We start from the raw sequence: 18,092 nt of genomic DNA, 5'->3' as shown, positions 1-18,092 counted from the left end.
CACCTCATTCAACGCTGAGCAACCTGCTTATTCACTTCTGGCCAATTATCCGGTGGGATATTCATCAAACGCAAAGCTCCACCTACCGCTCTTGAAAAAACCGGAGCTGCTACCTCACCACCGTAATATTCCTGGCCTTTAGGGTTATCAATCATCACTACTGTTACTAAGCGCGGATCACTTACCGGCGCCAAACCTGCAAATGTAGATATATACTGATCATCGATATATCCACCGCGGCCAACCTTATGCACAGTGCCTGTTTTTCCTGCCACTCGATACCCCTGAACAGCAGCTCTACGACCCGTGCCTTTAACGCTAATCACAGTTTCCATCATTTCACGGACATCAACCGCCACATCCGCAGGCATAACTCGAACAGGTTTGCCTGCTTCGTTTTGGCGAATCAGACTAACAGGGCTCACGACACCATCATTAGCCAACGCCAAATATGACTGAGCTAGCTGTAATGGCGTTACCGATAAGCCATAACCATAAGAAAGCGTCGCACGTTCAACTTGCTGTCTCGAATTCAGATAAGGTAGATAACCCGTACTTTCACCTGGGAATCCGATGCCTGTTGCCTGCCCTAAGCCTAAATTGTGATACAGATTACGTACCGAACCTTCAGGTAAGCTTAATGACAGCTTCGTTACACCCACATTGCTGGATTTCGTAATGATGGTTGAGATATCTATCTCACCGTAATTACGATGATCTCTAATCGTTTTACCTTTAACCCGCATATAACCAGGTGCAGTATTTACGATTGTTTCCGGCTCGTATTCACCGCTCATCAACGCCGCCGCAACCGTCATAGGTTTAACCGTCGAGCCCGGCTCAAATGTATCGGTTAACGCCCTGTTTCTTAATGCCGTCGAAATTCTCTGTTTTGGATCATTCGGGTTGTAAGATGGCTGATTAACCATTGCTAACACTTCGCCCGTAGATGCATCTAGCATCACAATCGACCCGCCATCAGCTTTATGCGCTTCAACTGAGGCTTTTAATTCTCTATACGCTAGATATTGCAGCCTTAAATCGATACTTAGCTGAATATCATTACCATGCAGCGCCGGCTTAACTTCGCGAATATGCTTGATCGTTCTACCCAAACGATCTTTCATAACCAACTGCTTACCGGCGTCAGCCTTTAACCAATCCTCATAAGCCAGCTCTAGACCTTCTTGGCCTTTACCATCCAAGTTAGTGAAACCAACCAGATGCGTTGTTACCTCAGCTGCCGGGTAGTAACGCTTATATTCACGATCGACATGCACACCCGGAATACGCAAAGCTCTAATTTTTTCAGCTAGTTCAGGTGTAACTTGACGCTGTAAATACAGAAATCTACGACTGCGATTTTCAGATAACTTAGCTAGTAGTTTCTTTTTGTTCGTTTTAAGCAGCACCGCTAGTTTTGACAAACCATCGTGCTGCATATCTGTCATTTTCGGATCAGCCCAGATAGTCGCGACCGGTGCACTCACCGCTAAGGGTTCACCATGCCTATCAGTGATAATCCCACGATGAGCGGGTACCTGAACCGTTCTCAATGAACGAGCATCACCTTGAGTTTGCAGAAACGACTGCTCTTCAACATAAAGCGAAAGCATGCGAGCTGTAATCCCACCTGCAACGAGCAATAGAAGAACCAGCACCAACCAAAGGCGCCATCCTCTACCAACTGCTGCTTCAGTGTTATCGCTCATGCTTCACGATCTCTATTTGCTCAACGTCTGGCACTTTCATGCCCAATACGCTCGTTGCTTGTTGTTCAACTCGGTTATTGGCAGCCCATGCACTTTGCTCAAGCAGTAGCTGTCCCCACTCAACTTGAAGCTCATCCCTTTGCTGTATCAATTCCTGATGCTGGTTAAATAACTGTCGATATTCAAAGGCGCTCATGACTACGCCCAAGCATGACACCAAAAGCACCACAACCAACACAAACACCAATAAAAATGGGCTCAGCAACTCTTCAGCACTATAAAAATTGTCTCGACCAGATGAATTCCCCTTCTCATCCTCCTGATCGCCAACCCAATTTTTCCAGAACCTTCCAAGCATCAAGCGACCTTTTCAGCCACTCGCATAACTGCACTTCGAGCCCGTACGTTCTCTTCGGTTTCAGAGGCACTCGCTTTCACAGCCTTACCCACATTCTTCAACCGAATTTTCAACATATCGTTTGTAACCGGAATACCACGTGGAATATGCTCATCGCCTTTAACATGCTGACGAATAAAGCGCTTCACAATCCGATCTTCTAGTGAGTGGAAGCTAATAACTACTAGACGCCCACCCACTTTCAACATTTCTAAAGCCTGATCCAAACAGCTTTCCAGATCTTCCAATTCACGATTAATATGGATACGAATACCTTGGAAAGCACGTGTTGCAGGGTTCTTACCTTTCTCCCAAGCAGGATTGGCTTCAGCAATAATTTTTGAAAGCTGCGCTGTCGTGGTAATTGGCTCTTCTTCACGCTTAGCCACAATCGCTTTCGCCATACGACGGGAGAAACGCTCCTCGCCATAGGTATAAATCACATCAGCAATCTCTTTCTCTTCGGCGCGAGCGATCCAATCAGCCGCACTTTCACCAGAAGAGGTGTCCATTCGCATATCCAGCGGACCATCATTTAGAAAGCTAAACCCTCGGGAAGCATCATCTAACTGTGGTGAAGACACACCCAAATCCAGCAAAATTCCATCAACCTGTCCTTGCAAACCGCGCTCAGTTACAAATTCTTGCAATTGTGCAAAACTGCCGTGCGCTATAGAGAAACGATCTTCATCTGCAAAACGTTCGTGTGCATGCGCAATGGCGGTTGGATCCTTATCGATTCCCATCAACTGACCATCTTCTGCCAATTGATCCAATACCAATGCAGAATGACCGCCACGACCAAAGGTCCCGTCGACATAGAAACCAGACGCGTCCTGCACTAAAGCTTCTACAGCTTCATTTAACAGCACTGTGATATGTTTAAATTCCTGGCTCATTCGTCGTTACTCGATCCGCTATAGCGATAAATTTTGTAATTCTTCAGGCATTGCCATGCCACCTTCTACCTCTTGAAGATACTCTTCGCGGGTAGCTAACCATCTGGACTCACTCCAGATTTCAAACTTCTGCCCTTGCCCAAGCAACACAATTTTTTTATCGAGCTCCGCATACTCTCGAAGTGGAGCGGGCAAAAGCAATCGTCCATTTCCATCCATATCAAGATCAGTTGCATGACCAATCAGTAGACGCTGAATTCGACGCGCTGCGGGATTAAAGCTAGGCAGGCTTTCAATTTTCTCCTGAATAACTTCCCATTCTTCCAGTGGATAAAGCAGTAAACAGCGCGCTTCAGTATCAATCGTAGCCACGAGCTGACCATCGCAACACGTCGCGATTTTCTCGCGATAACGTGCCGGAATCGCCATGCGCCCCTTGGCATCCAGATTGATTTGATTAACGCCTCTAAACATTTTCGGCTCTCAAAACCCACTTAAATTACAGAAAAACCCACTTTTACCCACTTTATCCCACTAGAGCACACTATAGAAAGTAACCCCAACTAAAGCAAGGCTGAAAGCGCCGTAAATGACGGTTATCAGAGATCAAACATTAGAGAAATGCATACAGAGAGAAGCTCTCAAAAACAAAGCATTGAGAGACTGCATATAAAACAATGAATTAGGCGAATCAGACCTTTACAGGAAAAGCAGTGGACACCGCTCTTCCTGAAAAGAAAGAATAATGAGGAGTTTGCCGATAAGCCGGGTTCTGTCGTGGACAATCATTCATCTGGGATGCATATCACTATGCACCTCAAGCAACCTACCCGGTTCCAGCGCGGGTCACGCCTATAGGAACCCTATTTGGTCTTGCTCCGAGTGGGGTTTACCATGCCGTGGAGTGTTACCACCCACGCGGTGCGCTCTTACCGCACCATTTCAACCTTACCGGCATCCGAGGATGCTTAGGCGGTATATTTTCTGCTGCACTTTCCGTCGACTCGCGCCGCCCAGACGTTATCTGGCACTCTACCCTTTGGAGCCCGGACTTTCCTCCACCTTCAAAGAAGGCAGCGACTGCCTGGCAAACTCCTCGGCGCGAATTCTAACAAAAGCGAAATCAGTTAGCGATCTAAAGCCGCCTGATAAAGCACTTTTTTCTTCAAACCGGTAATTTTCGCAGCCAAAGAAGCCGCCTGACTCGCCGGCAGCTCTGCAAGAAGAATATCCAGCACCTCCAGAGCTTTAGCATCAAGTTCAGCTGCGCCTTTATTTTCTATACCGTGAACCAAAACAACAAACTCACCGCGCTGCTGATTGGAATCAGCCTCCATCCACTCTATGACAGCATCCAACTTATCCACATGGATCGTTTCATAAGTTTTAGTTAGCTCACGAGCAATACCCACAACACGCTCACCACCAAAGACTGACTGCATATCTTTCAGGGAGGCCACAATACGATGCGGAGATTCATAAAAGATCAGCGTTCGCGTTTCATCAACCAACCCCTTTAGCTGCTGCTTACGCCCGCTCGATTTATGCGGCAAAAATCCCTCAAAGATAAATCGATCTGTAGGCAAACCCGCCGCAGACAACGCAGCAATAAAAGCCACACAGCCAGGAACAGGCACAACTTTAAAACCCTGCTCTCTAACCCCCTGAACTACAACATATCCAGGGTCCGAAATTAGAGGCGTTCCAGCATCAGAAATTAGTGCAACACTGGCACCAGATTGCAACTGGTGTACAATCGTCTCAATTCGCTGGCGTTCGTTATGCTCATGGACGGAAACAAGGCGGGTATTGATACCAAAATGCGCCATCAAACGGGCACTATGACGTGTGTCCTCAGCAGCTATCAACTCAACTTGCTGCAAGACCTCAATAGCGCGAGGTGTCATATCCTGCAGATTTCCTATTGGCGTTGCTACAACGTACAGTGCGGGTTCTAACATTACAGATACCATCTTAAAACGTGGGTTGCGAAGTATATGAAATTTCAGTGGCGCCTGTCTCTTTCAGCAATTTTAATCAGCACAATTATTTCTGGTTGTTCAGTTAGTACGACATCCACGAAACCAACGCTGACTGCAGCTGAGCAAGACCAACAACGAGTAGAAAGCCTACTTAAAAAAGCGAATTCTGCAAAACCGATCAAATCTGCTCAGTATCGAGCAGACGCCGCGAAGATTTTACTTAGCCTAGACCGCAAGCAAGAAGCTGCTGCCGTACTAAGCCAAATAGACGTTGCCCTCCTAGCCCCATCTCTTCGCTTTGAGATCGCTAAACTTCAAGCTGAAGCCTCACTAGAACAAAACCAGCCTGAACAAGCCCTGCAACAGCTAGACAGATTAAATGGTTTGTCGGATCTTAAACTCCTAACCGAGCAAGAGATTCAAATTCTCGAATTGCGTGCCCAAGCATTCCAGCTACAACAGCAACATTTTAGTGAAGCTAAAGCACTTATTAGATTAAGCCAACTGCTCGACACGGACGCAGCAAAGCAAATCCTGCACGATCAAATCTGGAATAGCCTACTTAAAATTGAAGCAATCCAGCTTTCCGAGCTTATTCGTAGCGGAACTAATAGTTATCATGAGCAGGGCTGGCTAGAGCTAGCTTACGAGCTAAGCGTCAACACTCAACTAGACACACAAAACCAAGCGCTGAATAACTGGGCCGTATTATGGGAATCTCACCCAGCCCAAAAGCTACCACCTCAATCTCTTGGCGGACTAGGTGCACAGACATTCTCAGCTCAAAAAATAGCAGTACTATTGCCACTTGAAGGCAAATTAGCCAAACCTGCCAACGCCATCAAAGAAGGCATTATGATGGCTCATCTACGCAGCCAACAACCAGGCAAAACCTCTCCAGAACTGCTATTTCTGGACTCTGAAAAGATAAATACCCCGATTCAGCTGGCTTCAATCGTTAATGAGCAACAAGTCGATATGATCATCGGGCCTTTAGCTAAAGACTATGTTACAACCTTGGCTGCCGATCAGCATATCCAAGTGCCTGTACTCGCCCTAAACTACACCGATTCACCCGCTCGCGAAGGCATGTATCAATTTGGCCTTTCAGCCGAAGATGAAGCCATTCAAATTGCAGAGCGCGCATGGAAAGACGGCATACGCCGTGCCGCAGTATTAACACCAAACAGTGGCTGGGGCGAAAAAATCAACAAGGCTTTTGAAGAACACTACACAAGCCTGGGCGGCATGGTTGTCCACTCTAGTAACTTTGGGGATATCAGCGAATTCTCTGAGCATGTGAGTCAATTTTTATCCACAGATAAAAGTAAACAGCGCTACAAGAACGTAAGAAAAGTTGTTTATACCCATAAAATTGAATTTGAAGAACATCGTCGCCACGATATGGAAGCGATTATCCTCACTGCACTACCAAATGATGCTAGACAGCTAAATACTATGCTAGCGTTTAACTTTGCAGGCGACCTGCCAATTTATGCCACCTCACACGTATTCAGCGGTAGCAACAACCCTATTCAGGACCAAGACCTGAATAACGTTACTTTCCTAGGCACCCCTTGGAACCTAAAACCACCATCCCAAGACAAAGTACTTATTTCACAGCAACGAAATGACACAAACAGTCGTTTTGGTCGCTTATACGCTCTAGGCCTTGATGCTTATCGCATTCATCCTTATCTAAAACAATTAAGCGCGGTTCCTGGCACCCAGATCAACGGCGAGACAGGCCAACTCAGCATTAATAACAACGGCCTTGTTTTCAGAACGCTAACTTGGGCCCAATATAAAGATGGTATCCCACAAATTATTGAGTAAATAATATTCATGGACAGAAACAAGACCGGCAAGGACGCCGAAAAACACGCCGAAAGATTCCTCTCAAAAAACAAACTCACCCTAGTCGAACGCAATTATCATTGCCGCTTCGGCGAGATCGATCTAATCATGTTAGATCGTCGCACACTTGTCTTTATCGAAGTCCGTTACCGCAATTCAAAAAAGTATGGCGGTGCAGCAGCTTCAGTTACTACCACCAAACAACGAAAGATCATTAAAGCAGCACAACATTATTTGAGCCATAAAACGCAATTTTCTAACAATAATTGCCGATTTGATGTCATTGCTTATGAATATGATGCAGCACCAACGGAGCCGCTGTGGTATAAAGATGCCTTCAGAACTTAAGGTAAACGATTAAGGACAGCATGGAACTCGAAGACCGCATTGTCAGCCAGTTTCACAACTCAATGGAAGTCAACGCAATCACCATTGAGCAGTACACCCCACTAATTGCCCATGCTGGCGAACTTTTACTCCATTGCCTTGTCAGTGAGAACAAGATTCTCTGCTGTGCCAATGGAGCCTCCTCATCTTTAGGGCAACACTTCACCGCACTATTGATGAATAGATTTAGGCATGAGCGTCCAGGTCTACCCGCAATCAATATTAACTCAGACGGTGCTACGTTAAGCGCAATCTGTGAAGATAGCGGCTTTATGGACGCGCAAGCCAAACAGATCCATGCCTTAGGCCAACCTGGGGACATTTTATTACTGATAACACCTCACGGTCGCTCCAGCAGCCTTGTACAAGCAATACAGGCCGCCCATGATCGTGAAATGACTGTTATCGTCCTGAACGGTTCTGATGGTGGCGATATCACAGCGCTTCTCAGCCCAGAAGAGATCGAGATATGCGTACCTAGCGACGATAGTTCGCTAGTTCACCATGCGCAGTTACTAGTTTTGCACTCTTTATGCGATTTAATTGACTACCAACTTTTTGGAAGCGAATAAACATGATCAACAAAAAGACATTTAGTTTAATTGCAGGGATTAGCTTATCGCTATTAGTTACAGGCTGTTCCGATATCCTAAGTGCCGGAAGAGAAGGTCCTATTCAGGAAGACCCTGGCAGCAGAACCGTTGGTTCATATATAGATGATGAAGTAATTGAAACACTATCGATGGTAAACCTTGCCAAGGGCTCAGAACAGATGCAGGCAACCAATATCAGCGTAACAAGCTATAACGGCGTTGTTCTGTTAACAGGCCAAGCACCTGCAGAAAGCTCAAGGCAGGAAGCTGAACAGATCGTCAGCCAAGTACGAAAAGTACGTAAGATTCATAACGAAGTTAAAATCTCTGGCGTATCATCCACTATCGCGCGCACAAACGACGCTTGGCTAACCACGAAAGTTAAAGCCGAGCTATTAACAAACGAAGCAGTTGATGGGTCTCGCATCAAGGTAGTAACTGATAGCAGCACGGTTTATCTTATGGGTCTTGTAAGCCCTCAAGAAGCTGAGAATGCGATCAATATCGTAAGAAATATCGCTGGTGTAGAGAAAATCGTAAAAGTCTTTGAATACGTTAATCGATAAGAACAACGGTGCGTACTAACCCTTAGTACGCACCTTTTATTCTATAGATTCCCCCCTTCCACTTCTCTTAACTACTTCACAACTTTTAATGACGGCCTTTTCGACCTAGCCGGCTTTTCAGCTTCCTCAGGCTCATCTGCATCCATATCTTCTACGTTGTCCAGTATTGCCAACTCCTGCGTATAGCAGTCAACACCCGGCTCACCACCAAAGCCCATACCCTGTCCATTTTCACGCGCATATATAGCTAAGATAGCCGCCATTGGCACATATATATCCATTGGCTGACCTGAAAAACGCGCATTAAAAGACAATGCTCGATCATCGAGATAAAAATCCCGAACCGCTGATGGATTAATATTTAAAACAATCTGACCATCATCAACAAACTGCGTAGGAACCGTAACATCATCCTGCGTAGCATCTACCAAAAGATGAGGTGTTAAATCACAATCTAATAACCAGTCATACAGTGCTTTAACAAGATAAGGGCGACTCGGCTTCATTTCTTTATCCAAACATTTAACAAAATTACGACATAAAAAAAGGGATGAAACATCATCCCTTTTTTAACTTTACTACGAAACAATTAATCGCGCATTTCACGCTCTGCTTCTGACAAGCTCATTTGGAAAGATTCACGCTCAAATAAGCGATCCATATACTTAACCAAAGGCTTGCACTGATCTTCTGGAAGATCGATACCCAACAACGGCAAACGCCACAATAGTGGAGCTAGGCAGCAATCAACCAAAGTAAACTCTTCACTCATGAAGAAAGGCTTATCAGCAAAGATAGGTGAAATCGTAATCAAGCTATCACGTAGCTCTTTACGAACCTCTTCTGCTGTATCTTCATCATCAGCCATCGCAGCTTCAATGATTTTATCCGCAAGATCACACCAGTCACGCTGGATGCGATACATGTATAGTCGGCTTTCCGCACGAGCTACAGGATAAACAGGCAATAGCGGAGGATGCGGGAAGCGCTCATCAAGATATTCCATCATCACATTTGGCTCATAAAGAACCAAATCGCGATCCAACAAAGTTGGCAGGCTATTGTACGGATTCATTGAAGTTAGATCTTCAGGAAGATTACCTTCATCACAATCATGAATCTCTACAGCAACACCCTTTTCTGCCAGGACGATACGAACTCGATGGCTATACTGGTCCTCGCCATTAGAGTAGAAGGACATGGAAGAACGTTTTGCCACAACACCCATTAAGAATACCCCTTATTAGAAACAGATACGCGGCCCCTTAAAAAAGAGGCCGCGTTTTAAAGCTCACGATTATATCGTAAAGCTATTAGTGTACATCTCTCCAGAATTCTTTCTTCAGCGCATACGCAAGGAAGAAGAATAGGAACAAGAAGATCAACACGTAAGTACCGATACGCTGAGAATCCAACTTAGATGGCTCACCCATGTAAACCATGAAGTTAACTAGATCATATACTAGCGCATCAAACTCTTCTGGAGATAGCTCACCAGTGCCCTTCTTAACAGAAGTACAGCTAGTTAGCGGCTTGTTAGTTAGAGGATCAATACCCTCACCACGCAAACCGTGAGCATTCATTTCTTCCCAAGAACAGCTTGCAACAACCTCACCCTGTAGCGGACCAAGTACGTTCGGCATACCAACGTCTTTGAACACTGCATTGTTCACGCCCCATGGACGAGAATCATCAGCGTAGAAGCTACGTAGGTAAGTGTACAACCAATCTGGACCACGAAGACGCGCTTCTAGCGTTAGATCTGGTGGAGGGTTACCAAACCACTTACCAGCATCGCCTTTGTCCATAGAGATAGTCATCTGCTCACCCACTTTGTGATCACCAAAGATCAAGTGTTCAGCAACAAGCTCTGGGTTCATGCCTAAATCTAGTGCAGCACGCTCATAACGCTGGAACTCAGCAGAGTGACAGCCCAAGCAGTAGTTTACAAACGTCTGCATACCACGCTGCAAAGATGCTTGGTTATGTAGATCTACATCCATCTCATCAAGGTGGCCTTTAGCACCACCAGCAGCGCTTGCAGCCATCGGCAGCGCCGCCATTACTAATGCAATAAGAAACTTTTTCATTAGCCTGTAACCCTTTCTGGAACCGGTTTAGTTTTTTCCATCTTGGTGTAGAACGGCATCAGGAAGAAGTATGCGAAGTAAAGCGCAGTACAGATCTGAGCCGCTAGCGTACGGCCTGGAGTAGATGCAACAACACCCAAGTAACCCAGGATTACGAAGCTTACACAGAAGATAACCAACCACAGCTTACTCATCCAACCTTTGTAACGGATAGATTTAACTGGGCTACGGTCCAACCAAGGAAGCACAAACAAGATAGCAATCGCTGCACCCATCACAACAACACCTGGGAACTGAGAACCTAGGATTGGTGGGATAGCACGTAGCATTGCGTAGAATGGCGTGAAGTACCATACAGGCGCGATATGCTCAGGTGTTTTCAGCGGGTTAGCTGGCTCAAAGTTTGGCGCCTCAATGAAGTAGCCACCACCTTCTGGGAAGAAGAAGACTACTGCACAGAAAACAAATAGGAACACAACCACACCTACAATGTCTTTAACAGAGTAGTAAGGGTGGAATGGGATACCATCAACAGGTACGCCGTTCTCATCTTTGTTATCTTTAATTTCGATACCGTCTGGGTTGTTAGAACCCACTTCGTGTAGCGCGATAATGTGCAGAACAACCAATGCCAATAGAACGATTGGTAGAGCAATTACGTGCAGAGAGAAGAAACGGTTTAGAGTAATACCAGAGATCAGGTAGTCACCACGAATCCATTCAGCTAGTTCTGGACCAACGTATGGTACAGCAGCGAATAGAGATACGATTACCTGTGCACCCCAGTAAGACATTTGACCCCATGGCAATAGGTAGCCCATGAAAGCTTCAGCCATAAGCGCTAGGTAGATTGTCATACCGAATAGCCATACAAGCTCACGAGGCTTACGGTAAGAACCGTACATCATGCCACGAAGCATGTGCAGGTAAACAACTACGAAGAATGCAGATGCACCGGTAGAGTGCATATAGCGTAGCAACCAACCGTATTCAACATCACGCATGATGTATTCGATAGAAGCAAACGCACCTTCAGCTGAAGGATTGTAAGACATAGTTAGCCAGATACCCGTTAGGATCTGGTTAACAAGCACTAGAAGCGCCAATGAACCAAAGAAGTACCAGAAGTTAAAGTTCTTTGGAGCGTAGTATTTAGATAGGTGATCTTCCCACATAGCTGTAGCTGGGAAACGATCATCAATCCAACCCATGATACCTGGGTTACCTTTGTTACGAGAACCAGCCATTATGCAGTCTCCTGATCAATACCTACGATGATCACATTTTCGCTCTCATAGTGATGAGGCGGGATCACAAGGTTACTTGGAGCCGGGGAACCGTTCATTACTCGACCAGAAAGATCAAAACGAGAACCATGACATGGGCAGTAATAACCGCCAACCCAATCTTCACCCTGACCAGATGTAACACCTACTTCAGGAAGATAAGTTGGAGAACAACCTAGGTGAGTACAAATACCAACCAAAACAGCGATATCTTCACGTAGAGAACGCGCAGGGGTTTTTGGAATGTAATCAGGCTGCTGTGCAGGGTTATCCGATTTTGGATCCTGCAAGTTGCTATCTAGCTTAGCCAGATTAGCCAATGCTTCTTCGCCACGACGAACGATCCACACAGGCTTACCACGCCAGCTAGCAATTACCTGCTGACCAGGTTCCAGTTTACTTACATCCACCTTGACAGGTGCGCCGGCAGTTCTTGCCTTCGCACTCGGCGTCCAGGAAGCTACGAATGGGACAGCTGCTCCTACAGCACCAACCGCACCAACTGCGGATGTAGCACCGATTAGGAGACGGCGCCGACCCTTATTCACGCCATCATTGCTCATTAAGTTATCTCCCCTCAATCGACCTTATTTTATATCTCTGCAGGTGCAAAAATATTCTGGCCGCTAAGAATTTTATAGCTACGGAAATCTGTATCTTAAAAATGGCCCAAATAGTAAAGAAATTACCCCTTTCTTACAAGGTGAATTACTTATTTTTCGCCGTACTTTAGGCCAATGTATTGATATAACGCAGTGCAAAAAAAACGCCCACCCCGATAAAGGGGCAGGCGCTTTTTCTGAATCCAAAATCTTTCGAAAAAGATATCGAATTAACGCTTGGAGAACTGTGGCTTCTTACGTGCTTTACGTAGACCAACTTTCTTACGTTCAACCATACGAGCGTCACGAGTAACGTAACCTGCTTCACGTAGAGCTGGACGAAGCGTTTCATCAAATTCCATTAGTGCACGAGTGATACCGTGACGGATAGCGCCAGCTTGACCGAAGCCGCCGCCGCCTTTAACAGTAACAACAACGTCGAACGCTTCAAGATTGTTAGTAAGCTCTAGAGGCTGACGAACGATCATACGCGCAGTTTCACGACCAAAGTATTCTTCGATAGTGCGGTTGTTGATAGTGATAGCACCTGTACCTGGACGCAGGAAAACACGTGCTGTAGAAGTTTTACGACGACCTGTACCGTAATACTGTGTAGTAGACATGATTATCCTTCCCCTTAAACGTTAAGTTCTTTAGGCTGCTGAGCCTGATGCGGATGTTCTGCACCAGCGTAAACTTTCAGCTTCGCATACATAGCGCGACCTAGTGGACCTTTTGGCAGCATGCCTTTAACAGCAAGCTCGATAGTGCGCTCAGGGAAAGTTTCTACCATCTTCTCGAAAGAAGCTTCTTTCAAGCCACCTGGGAAACCAGTGTGGTGGTAGTAAGTTTTATCTTTACGCTTGTTACCAGTAACGCCTACTTTTTCAGCGTTAACAACTACAATGTAGTCACCAGTATCAACGTGTGGAGTGTATTCTGGCTTATGCTTACCACGTAGACGACGTGCAATTTCAGTAGCCAGACGACCCAGAGTTTTACCTTCTGCGTCAACAACGTACCAGTCGCGTTTTACTTCGGCTGGCTTAGCGACGAATGTTTTCATCTGTATAGCCTTTCAACTTTACTCAGATCTCGTTGATTTTATTAATAAAATCGCCCGATCTGACTTATAATTATTTGTTGTTCCAAATTGATTAGAACAACTCTCTTCTGCCCAAAATTTAAGCAAGCCTAAACTTGGGAGCGCGCATTATATATATCAACACCATTACCCGCAAGTTAAAATCTAAATAAAACCTCAAACATTCGACGCTAGAAGCGTCTCCTACAAGTTCAAAATTAAACATTGCTGAGCGATGTCATGCCCGTCAACAATACAAACAACCTATGGGAGCGGCATCTTGCCGCGAAAAAAAAGCACCCTAAGGTGCTTTTTTGATAATTACACAAAGCCTATGCTCTATGCTCTATGCTCTATGCTCACGCGCTAGATATTCATGAGACTGCATCTCAAGTAAACGACTTTGAGTTCGCTCAATTTCGAATTCCAAACGCCCTTCTGAATAAATCTCATGAATTGGCTTTTCAGCACTGATAATCAACTTAACGCCACTATCATAGAATTCATCGACCATGTTGATGAAGCGACGAGCGGCATCATCATTAGAGCGACCCAGCTGCGGCACATTACCCACCATAACAGCATGAAATATCTTGCCCAGTTCAATGTAGTCATTCTGGGAACGAGGACCTTCACAAAGCTCTTTAAAATCAAACCAAACCACGTCTTCACAGCAGCGGCGTGTCTGCATATCACGGCCATTAATATCCAGAACCTCGGCCTCAACCACCTCTTCTAGATCTGGCGCAAGACTTTCAAAACTGCGGTTTAAACTCTTATCTGCTTCAGCATCTAACGGATAGTGGTAAAGCTCCGCCTGCTCTAAAGCACGTAAACGATAGTCTACGCCACCATCAACATTCACAACTTCAGTATAACGATTCAGCATATCGATCGCTGGCAAGAAGCGAGCGCGCTGCAAACCATCTTTATATAGCCCGTCAGGAACAATATTGGACGTTGCCACTAGAGCCACACCGTTCTTGAATAATTCTTGCAGCAAGCCGCCCAGAATCATGGCATCAGTGATATCTGTGACAAAGAATTCATCAAAACAGATAATTCGAGCTTCTTGTGCGTACTTTTTGCCAATCTCAACTAGTGGGTTAGCCGTACCATCCAGCTCTTTTAATTCTGCATGTACACGCTGCATAAAACGGTGGAAGTGGGTACGCATCTTCTGTTCGAACGGAAGACTGTCGTAAAAAGTATCCATCAGGTAAGTCTTACCACGACCTACACCACCCCAGAAATACAAACCTTTAACCGGCTCTTTCGGCTCCGGTTTTTTCAGCTTACTCTTCAAACGCCCCATTAAACCGACTTTAGGCTCTTCAGCCTTAACCGCTACAAGATCGTCATATAAACGCTGAAGATGCTCAACAGCCATCTCTTGGGCTGGATCATAAGAGAAATCATCGCGCTTGAGGTCTTGCTTGTATCTTTCTAATGGAGTCATGAGATTTGCCAATTTGATCTACTTTTTAACCTGCGCGAACTTTACCGGCGAAAGGATCATTTAGCAAATGCAACATAAGGAGGGGTGTTACTAGGAAACATTTCAATTCAGTGGATAAAGTACAATACAGCTAGAAAGGTTTTTTTCAGCGCAGATACGACTCCCAGAGATGCTCACTTTTAGGCTGTATCGTAGGATAAGTTTCTAGACTAAATAAATTTCGGTGTAAGATGCACCTCCTCCAATAAAGCTTTCTTTGTAGGAGCGGCATCTTACCGCGATAAGACACTCTTGCAACTACAACCCCAACAAAGGCACCAAAACCGGTAGCATAAACGCAGTAAATGCCCCCGTCATTCCCATAGCCAAGCCACCAAATGCACCTGCAACCATGCCATATTCAAAAGCAAATGCGGTACCCATCGCATGCGCACCAACACCTAAAACAAAGCCTTTTACAGACTCATCTTTAATAGCTAATAGACGGTAAACAAACGGCGCGATCAAGCAGCCCATAGCACCTGTAATAAGAACAAGTCCGGCAGCCAAAGAAGGAAAACCGCCCATTTTTTCAGCTACCGCAATTGCGATAGGAGAAGTAACCGATTTAGGTGCTAAGGTTAATAGCAACTCATCACTCAACCCAAAAGCAACACCAATGAGAATTGCTGAACTCGCGGCAACAATAGCTCCAACGACACAACCTACCAGCAAAGGCAGCAGCAATCGCTTAACAGTTGCCAGGTTGTCATATAAGGGCACCGCCAACGCGACTACCGCAGGACCTAATAGTAAGTGAATATACTGCCCACCCTGCATATAGGTCGCATAGTCCGTTTCAGTTAGTTTTAGAACAACAATAATCAGAGAGAGTGATACCAATACTGGATGTAAAAACGGAGTTTTACCTGCTTTTGTATTTATCCAGGACGCACACAAAAAAACCACCAGAGTCAAGACAAGCCATAGCACTGGAAATACTTGAAAATGAGACCACAACTCAAGCATCGTCATCTCCTAAATCCTGTTTAGCACTCACCTTTTCCTTCGAGAGCACCTTCAGCAAAAAAGCCACAACAAACATGGTTATCAAAGTACTTACAAACAGCGACACCATCAGCTCAAGCCAATAATCGGAAAGCACTCCAAAATAGTTCATCAAACCGACACCTGCTGGCACCAAAAGCAATGGCAGCACTTTCAGCAACCCCTCAGCGGTTACACGCAGCCCTTCCGGCACCTCACCACGAACAATCAAGCCTACCAGTAACAAAACCATGCCAACCACTGAACCAGGAATAGGCACACTTGCTGCCGTAACAATAAGTTCCCCAACCAACTGGCATACCAACAAAATAAGAAAACCTTGGATCATATCTACATCACCAATTGTGCTAACTGCCAAAAAGCCACTAAAGCAAAACCAATAAATAACACACTGGCCGCTCGATGAATCCAAATAATGGACAATCGCTGAAGTAAGAATTGCCCCAACCAAACTCCCAGCAACGTCGTAACCAACAATGCAGATGTTCCCGCAAGCCAAACAATCCATGCATTCTCTACAGCAGATAGCCCCGCTATAGATAACTGCGTTTTATCGCCCAACTCAGCTAGAAATATTAATACAAATACAGACAGAAGCAGGTGCCTACCGATATTAGGCTCCCCCTCTTCTTCATCATCTTCAACCCGTAAGGACTGAATACCAAAGACCAAAAACAGTGTACCGACCAGCGCAAAGATTGCAGTCTGGGGTAGATAAGCACTAATGGTTGCACCAAACAAAACGGCCAATAGATTCAATACTGAAAACGCAGCCACAGCGCCAATTAAGACCGGAACAGGCTTATATCTAGCCGACAAAGTCATGCAAACCAACTGACTTTTATCACCGAATTCAGCAAGAAAAATAAGAAGAAGCACTTTAAGAAAAGGCTCAATCAGATCCATATTTAACTCTACAACATGATTAAACCGAGCATATTAACACTAAACCTTATTAGAAAAACTCCACCATAAAGTAAATCAAACCAGAGCTTTATCTAAAGACAAAATCACTTCACTCTATTAACAACCATAGCGTACAAGCATGTTATTATGTGATTAAGCATGGCGTTCAGACAAAAGGATCTTTTTCTATGACAAAAAACATAACCAAAGCGGTAATCCCTGTCGCAGGCTTAGGTACTCGCGTACTTCCTGCAAGCAAAGCAATTCCTAAAGAGATGATGCCCGTTGTAGACAAGCCTGTTATACAACACGTCATAGAAGAAGCAGTAGCTGCAGGAATTAAAGATATTGTCTTAGTTACTCGATCAGGCAAAGCCTCTATAGAAGATCACTTTGATTGCCATTACGAACTAGAAGCAGAATTAAAACACAAAGGCAAAACAGCAATTCTAGAATCGGTACAAAACATACTTCCGTCAGATGTATCCATCAGCGCGGTACGCCAAGATAAAGCGTTAGGATTAGGCCATGCCGTTCTGTGCGCCGCACCAATTATCGGCAATGAAGACTTTGCAGTATTACTACCCGACATGCTGATCAACTGTTACGGACTTCCACAAACTGATCTATCAGCCATGGTAGAAACTTATCATAATACAGGTTGCGGCCAAATTATGGTTGAACCAGTCCCAATGGAGCACGTAGATCGCTACGGTGTAGTAGATTGCTCAGGCGTAGCGATCTCTGCTGGCCAATCTGCAAATATTTCTCGTATGGTTGAAAAACCACCTGTAGATGAAGCGCCGTCTAACTTAACGATCAACGGTCGTTATATTTTACCCGCACGCATCATGGAACTACTCAAGGATACGAAACCTGGCGCAGGCGGAGAGATCCAATTAACAGATGCCATGGCAGACTACCTAAATGAAGGCAACCTTCAAGCTTTCCATATGAGCGGCAAAACTTACGATTGCGGTAACAAAGCAGGTTACCTTCAAGCGAATGTTGTTTATGGCCTTCAACACGAAGAAACCGCTGAAAGCCTGAAAACATTTATTAAAGAGCTAAATCTTTAATATCGGGTTAGGAAGCCTCTCTCAGATCACCGCTTAAGAGAGGCATACCACCTCGAAATATCTATTTCAAAAAGATACCTCTAGCTGTATCAGAGATATCCAAGGAAGGATCTTACCCCGCATAAAAAGAGCAGGTAAAATACTGA

General features: G+C 45.1%; 21 protein-coding genes and 1 other RNA gene. 5 read left to right on the top strand and 17 right to left on the bottom strand.

Annotated features, from left to right (window positions below):
• Positions 1–8: 8 nt before the first annotated feature.
• The 6 genes from ACMXYU_RS03570 to rsmI all read right to left on the bottom strand — a co-directional run bounded on the left by ACMXYU_RS03570 (position 9) and on the right by rsmI (position 4,969).
• Positions 9–1,712 (bottom strand): peptidoglycan D,D-transpeptidase FtsI family protein, encoded by a 1,704-nt coding sequence (locus tag ACMXYU_RS03570; RefSeq protein ID WP_415887101.1) that lies wholly within the window; start codon positions 1,710–1,712, stop codon positions 9–11.
• Positions 1,702–2,070: a cell division protein FtsL gene (ftsL, locus tag ACMXYU_RS03565; RefSeq protein WP_415900214.1), complete on the bottom strand. Its 369-nt coding sequence runs from the start codon at positions 2,068–2,070 to the stop codon at positions 1,702–1,704. The genes ACMXYU_RS03570 and ftsL overlap by 11 nt, the downstream gene beginning before the upstream one ends.
• Entirely contained in the window at positions 2,070–3,008 is a 939-nt protein-coding gene (gene rsmH, locus ACMXYU_RS03560; RefSeq protein WP_415900213.1) for a 16S rRNA (cytosine(1402)-N(4))-methyltransferase RsmH, read from the bottom strand. Before rsmH ends, ftsL begins: the two co-directional genes overlap by 1 nt.
• A gap of 18 nt (positions 3,009–3,026) precedes the next feature.
• Positions 3,027–3,482: a division/cell wall cluster transcriptional repressor MraZ gene (gene mraZ, locus ACMXYU_RS03555; protein WP_415900211.1), complete on the bottom strand. Its 456-nt coding sequence runs from the start codon at positions 3,480–3,482 to the stop codon at positions 3,027–3,029.
• A gap of 271 nt (positions 3,483–3,753) precedes the next feature.
• Positions 3,754–4,104, bottom strand: an RNA gene (gene rnpB / locus ACMXYU_RS03550) — RNase P RNA component class A.
• A gap of 31 nt (positions 4,105–4,135) precedes the next feature.
• Positions 4,136–4,969, bottom strand: a complete 834-nt coding sequence (gene rsmI / locus ACMXYU_RS03545) for a 16S rRNA (cytidine(1402)-2'-O)-methyltransferase (protein WP_415900210.1) — start codon at positions 4,967–4,969, stop codon at positions 4,136–4,138.
• A gap of 36 nt (positions 4,970–5,005) precedes the next feature.
• On the opposite strand from rsmI, the gene ACMXYU_RS03540 reads away from it, so the two are divergent.
• Genes ACMXYU_RS03540 through ACMXYU_RS03525 form a run of 4 tightly spaced genes read left to right on the top strand, consistent with a single transcriptional unit; the run spans position 5,006 to position 8,393 of the window.
• The gene (locus ACMXYU_RS03540; protein ID WP_415900208.1) at positions 5,006–6,826 is read left to right on the top strand and encodes a penicillin-binding protein activator; all 1,821 of its coding nucleotides are present in this window, start codon (positions 5,006–5,008) and stop codon (positions 6,824–6,826) included.
• Between the two features lie 9 nt (positions 6,827–6,835).
• Positions 6,836–7,195, top strand: a complete 360-nt coding sequence (locus tag ACMXYU_RS03535) for a YraN family protein (RefSeq protein WP_415893567.1) — start codon at positions 6,836–6,838, stop codon at positions 7,193–7,195.
• A 20-nt stretch (positions 7,196–7,215) separates the two neighbouring features.
• The gene (locus ACMXYU_RS03530; RefSeq protein WP_415883626.1) at positions 7,216–7,806 is read left to right on the top strand and encodes an SIS domain-containing protein; all 591 of its coding nucleotides are present in this window, start codon (positions 7,216–7,218) and stop codon (positions 7,804–7,806) included.
• A 2-nt stretch (positions 7,807–7,808) separates the two neighbouring features.
• Entirely contained in the window at positions 7,809–8,393 is a 585-nt protein-coding gene (locus ACMXYU_RS03525) for a BON domain-containing protein (RefSeq protein ID WP_415900207.1), read from the top strand.
• A gap of 71 nt (positions 8,394–8,464) precedes the next feature.
• On the opposite strand, the gene ACMXYU_RS03520 is transcribed toward ACMXYU_RS03525, so the two are convergent.
• The 11 genes from ACMXYU_RS03520 to ACMXYU_RS03470 all read right to left on the bottom strand — a co-directional run bounded on the left by ACMXYU_RS03520 (position 8,465) and on the right by ACMXYU_RS03470 (position 16,867).
• Positions 8,465–8,899, bottom strand: a complete 435-nt coding sequence (locus ACMXYU_RS03520; RefSeq protein ID WP_415900206.1) for a ClpXP protease specificity-enhancing factor — start codon at positions 8,897–8,899, stop codon at positions 8,465–8,467.
• An 83-nt stretch (positions 8,900–8,982) separates the two neighbouring features.
• A complete protein-coding gene (locus ACMXYU_RS03515; RefSeq protein WP_415900205.1) occupies positions 8,983–9,621 on the bottom strand; it encodes a glutathione S-transferase N-terminal domain-containing protein in 639 nt (212 codons plus the stop codon).
• A gap of 85 nt (positions 9,622–9,706) precedes the next feature.
• On the bottom strand, positions 9,707–10,483 hold the full coding sequence (locus ACMXYU_RS03510) for a cytochrome c1 (RefSeq protein WP_415900204.1): 777 nt from the start codon (positions 10,481–10,483) through the stop codon (positions 9,707–9,709).
• On the bottom strand, positions 10,483–11,730 hold the full coding sequence (locus ACMXYU_RS03505; RefSeq protein WP_415883621.1) for a cytochrome b: 1,248 nt from the start codon (positions 11,728–11,730) through the stop codon (positions 10,483–10,485). Before ACMXYU_RS03505 ends, ACMXYU_RS03510 begins: the two co-directional genes overlap by 1 nt.
• Positions 11,730–12,332 (bottom strand): ubiquinol-cytochrome c reductase iron-sulfur subunit, encoded by a 603-nt coding sequence (gene petA, locus ACMXYU_RS03500; protein WP_415883620.1) that lies wholly within the window; start codon positions 12,330–12,332, stop codon positions 11,730–11,732. Before petA ends, ACMXYU_RS03505 begins: the two co-directional genes overlap by 1 nt.
• Before the next feature lie 269 nt (positions 12,333–12,601).
• Positions 12,602–12,994 (bottom strand): 30S ribosomal protein S9, encoded by a 393-nt coding sequence (rpsI, locus tag ACMXYU_RS03495; protein WP_286239726.1) that lies wholly within the window; start codon positions 12,992–12,994, stop codon positions 12,602–12,604.
• Positions 12,995–13,008: 14 nt separating this feature from the next.
• Complete coding sequence (gene rplM / locus ACMXYU_RS03490; RefSeq protein ID WP_415883619.1) at positions 13,009–13,437, bottom strand: 50S ribosomal protein L13; 429 nt, start codon at positions 13,435–13,437, stop codon at positions 13,009–13,011.
• 364 nt (positions 13,438–13,801) lie between these two features.
• Complete coding sequence (zapE, locus tag ACMXYU_RS03485; protein ID WP_415883618.1) at positions 13,802–14,914, bottom strand: cell division protein ZapE; 1,113 nt, start codon at positions 14,912–14,914, stop codon at positions 13,802–13,804.
• Between the two features lie 297 nt (positions 14,915–15,211).
• Positions 15,212–15,922, bottom strand: coding sequence for an LrgB family protein (locus tag ACMXYU_RS03480; protein WP_415900203.1), 711 nt, complete (start codon positions 15,920–15,922; stop codon positions 15,212–15,214).
• A complete protein-coding gene (locus ACMXYU_RS03475) occupies positions 15,915–16,289 on the bottom strand; it encodes a CidA/LrgA family protein (RefSeq protein ID WP_415900202.1) in 375 nt (124 codons plus the stop codon). Before ACMXYU_RS03475 ends, ACMXYU_RS03480 begins: the two co-directional genes overlap by 8 nt.
• A 2-nt stretch (positions 16,290–16,291) precedes the next feature.
• Entirely contained in the window at positions 16,292–16,867 is a 576-nt protein-coding gene (locus ACMXYU_RS03470; RefSeq protein WP_415900201.1) for a TMEM165/GDT1 family protein, read from the bottom strand.
• Positions 16,868–17,055: 188 nt separating this feature from the next.
• On the opposite strand from ACMXYU_RS03470, the gene galU reads away from it, so the two are divergent.
• Complete coding sequence (gene galU, locus ACMXYU_RS03465; RefSeq protein ID WP_415900200.1) at positions 17,056–17,946, top strand: UTP--glucose-1-phosphate uridylyltransferase GalU; 891 nt, start codon at positions 17,056–17,058, stop codon at positions 17,944–17,946.
• Positions 17,947–18,092 lie beyond the last annotated feature (146 nt).

Origin of the sequence: Neptuniibacter sp. QD48_11 (genome assembly GCF_047778095.1) — a bacterium.
GTDB lineage: Bacteria > Pseudomonadota > Gammaproteobacteria > Pseudomonadales > Balneatricaceae > Neptuniibacter.
This window is presented reverse-complemented; position numbering and strand designations above follow the sequence as displayed.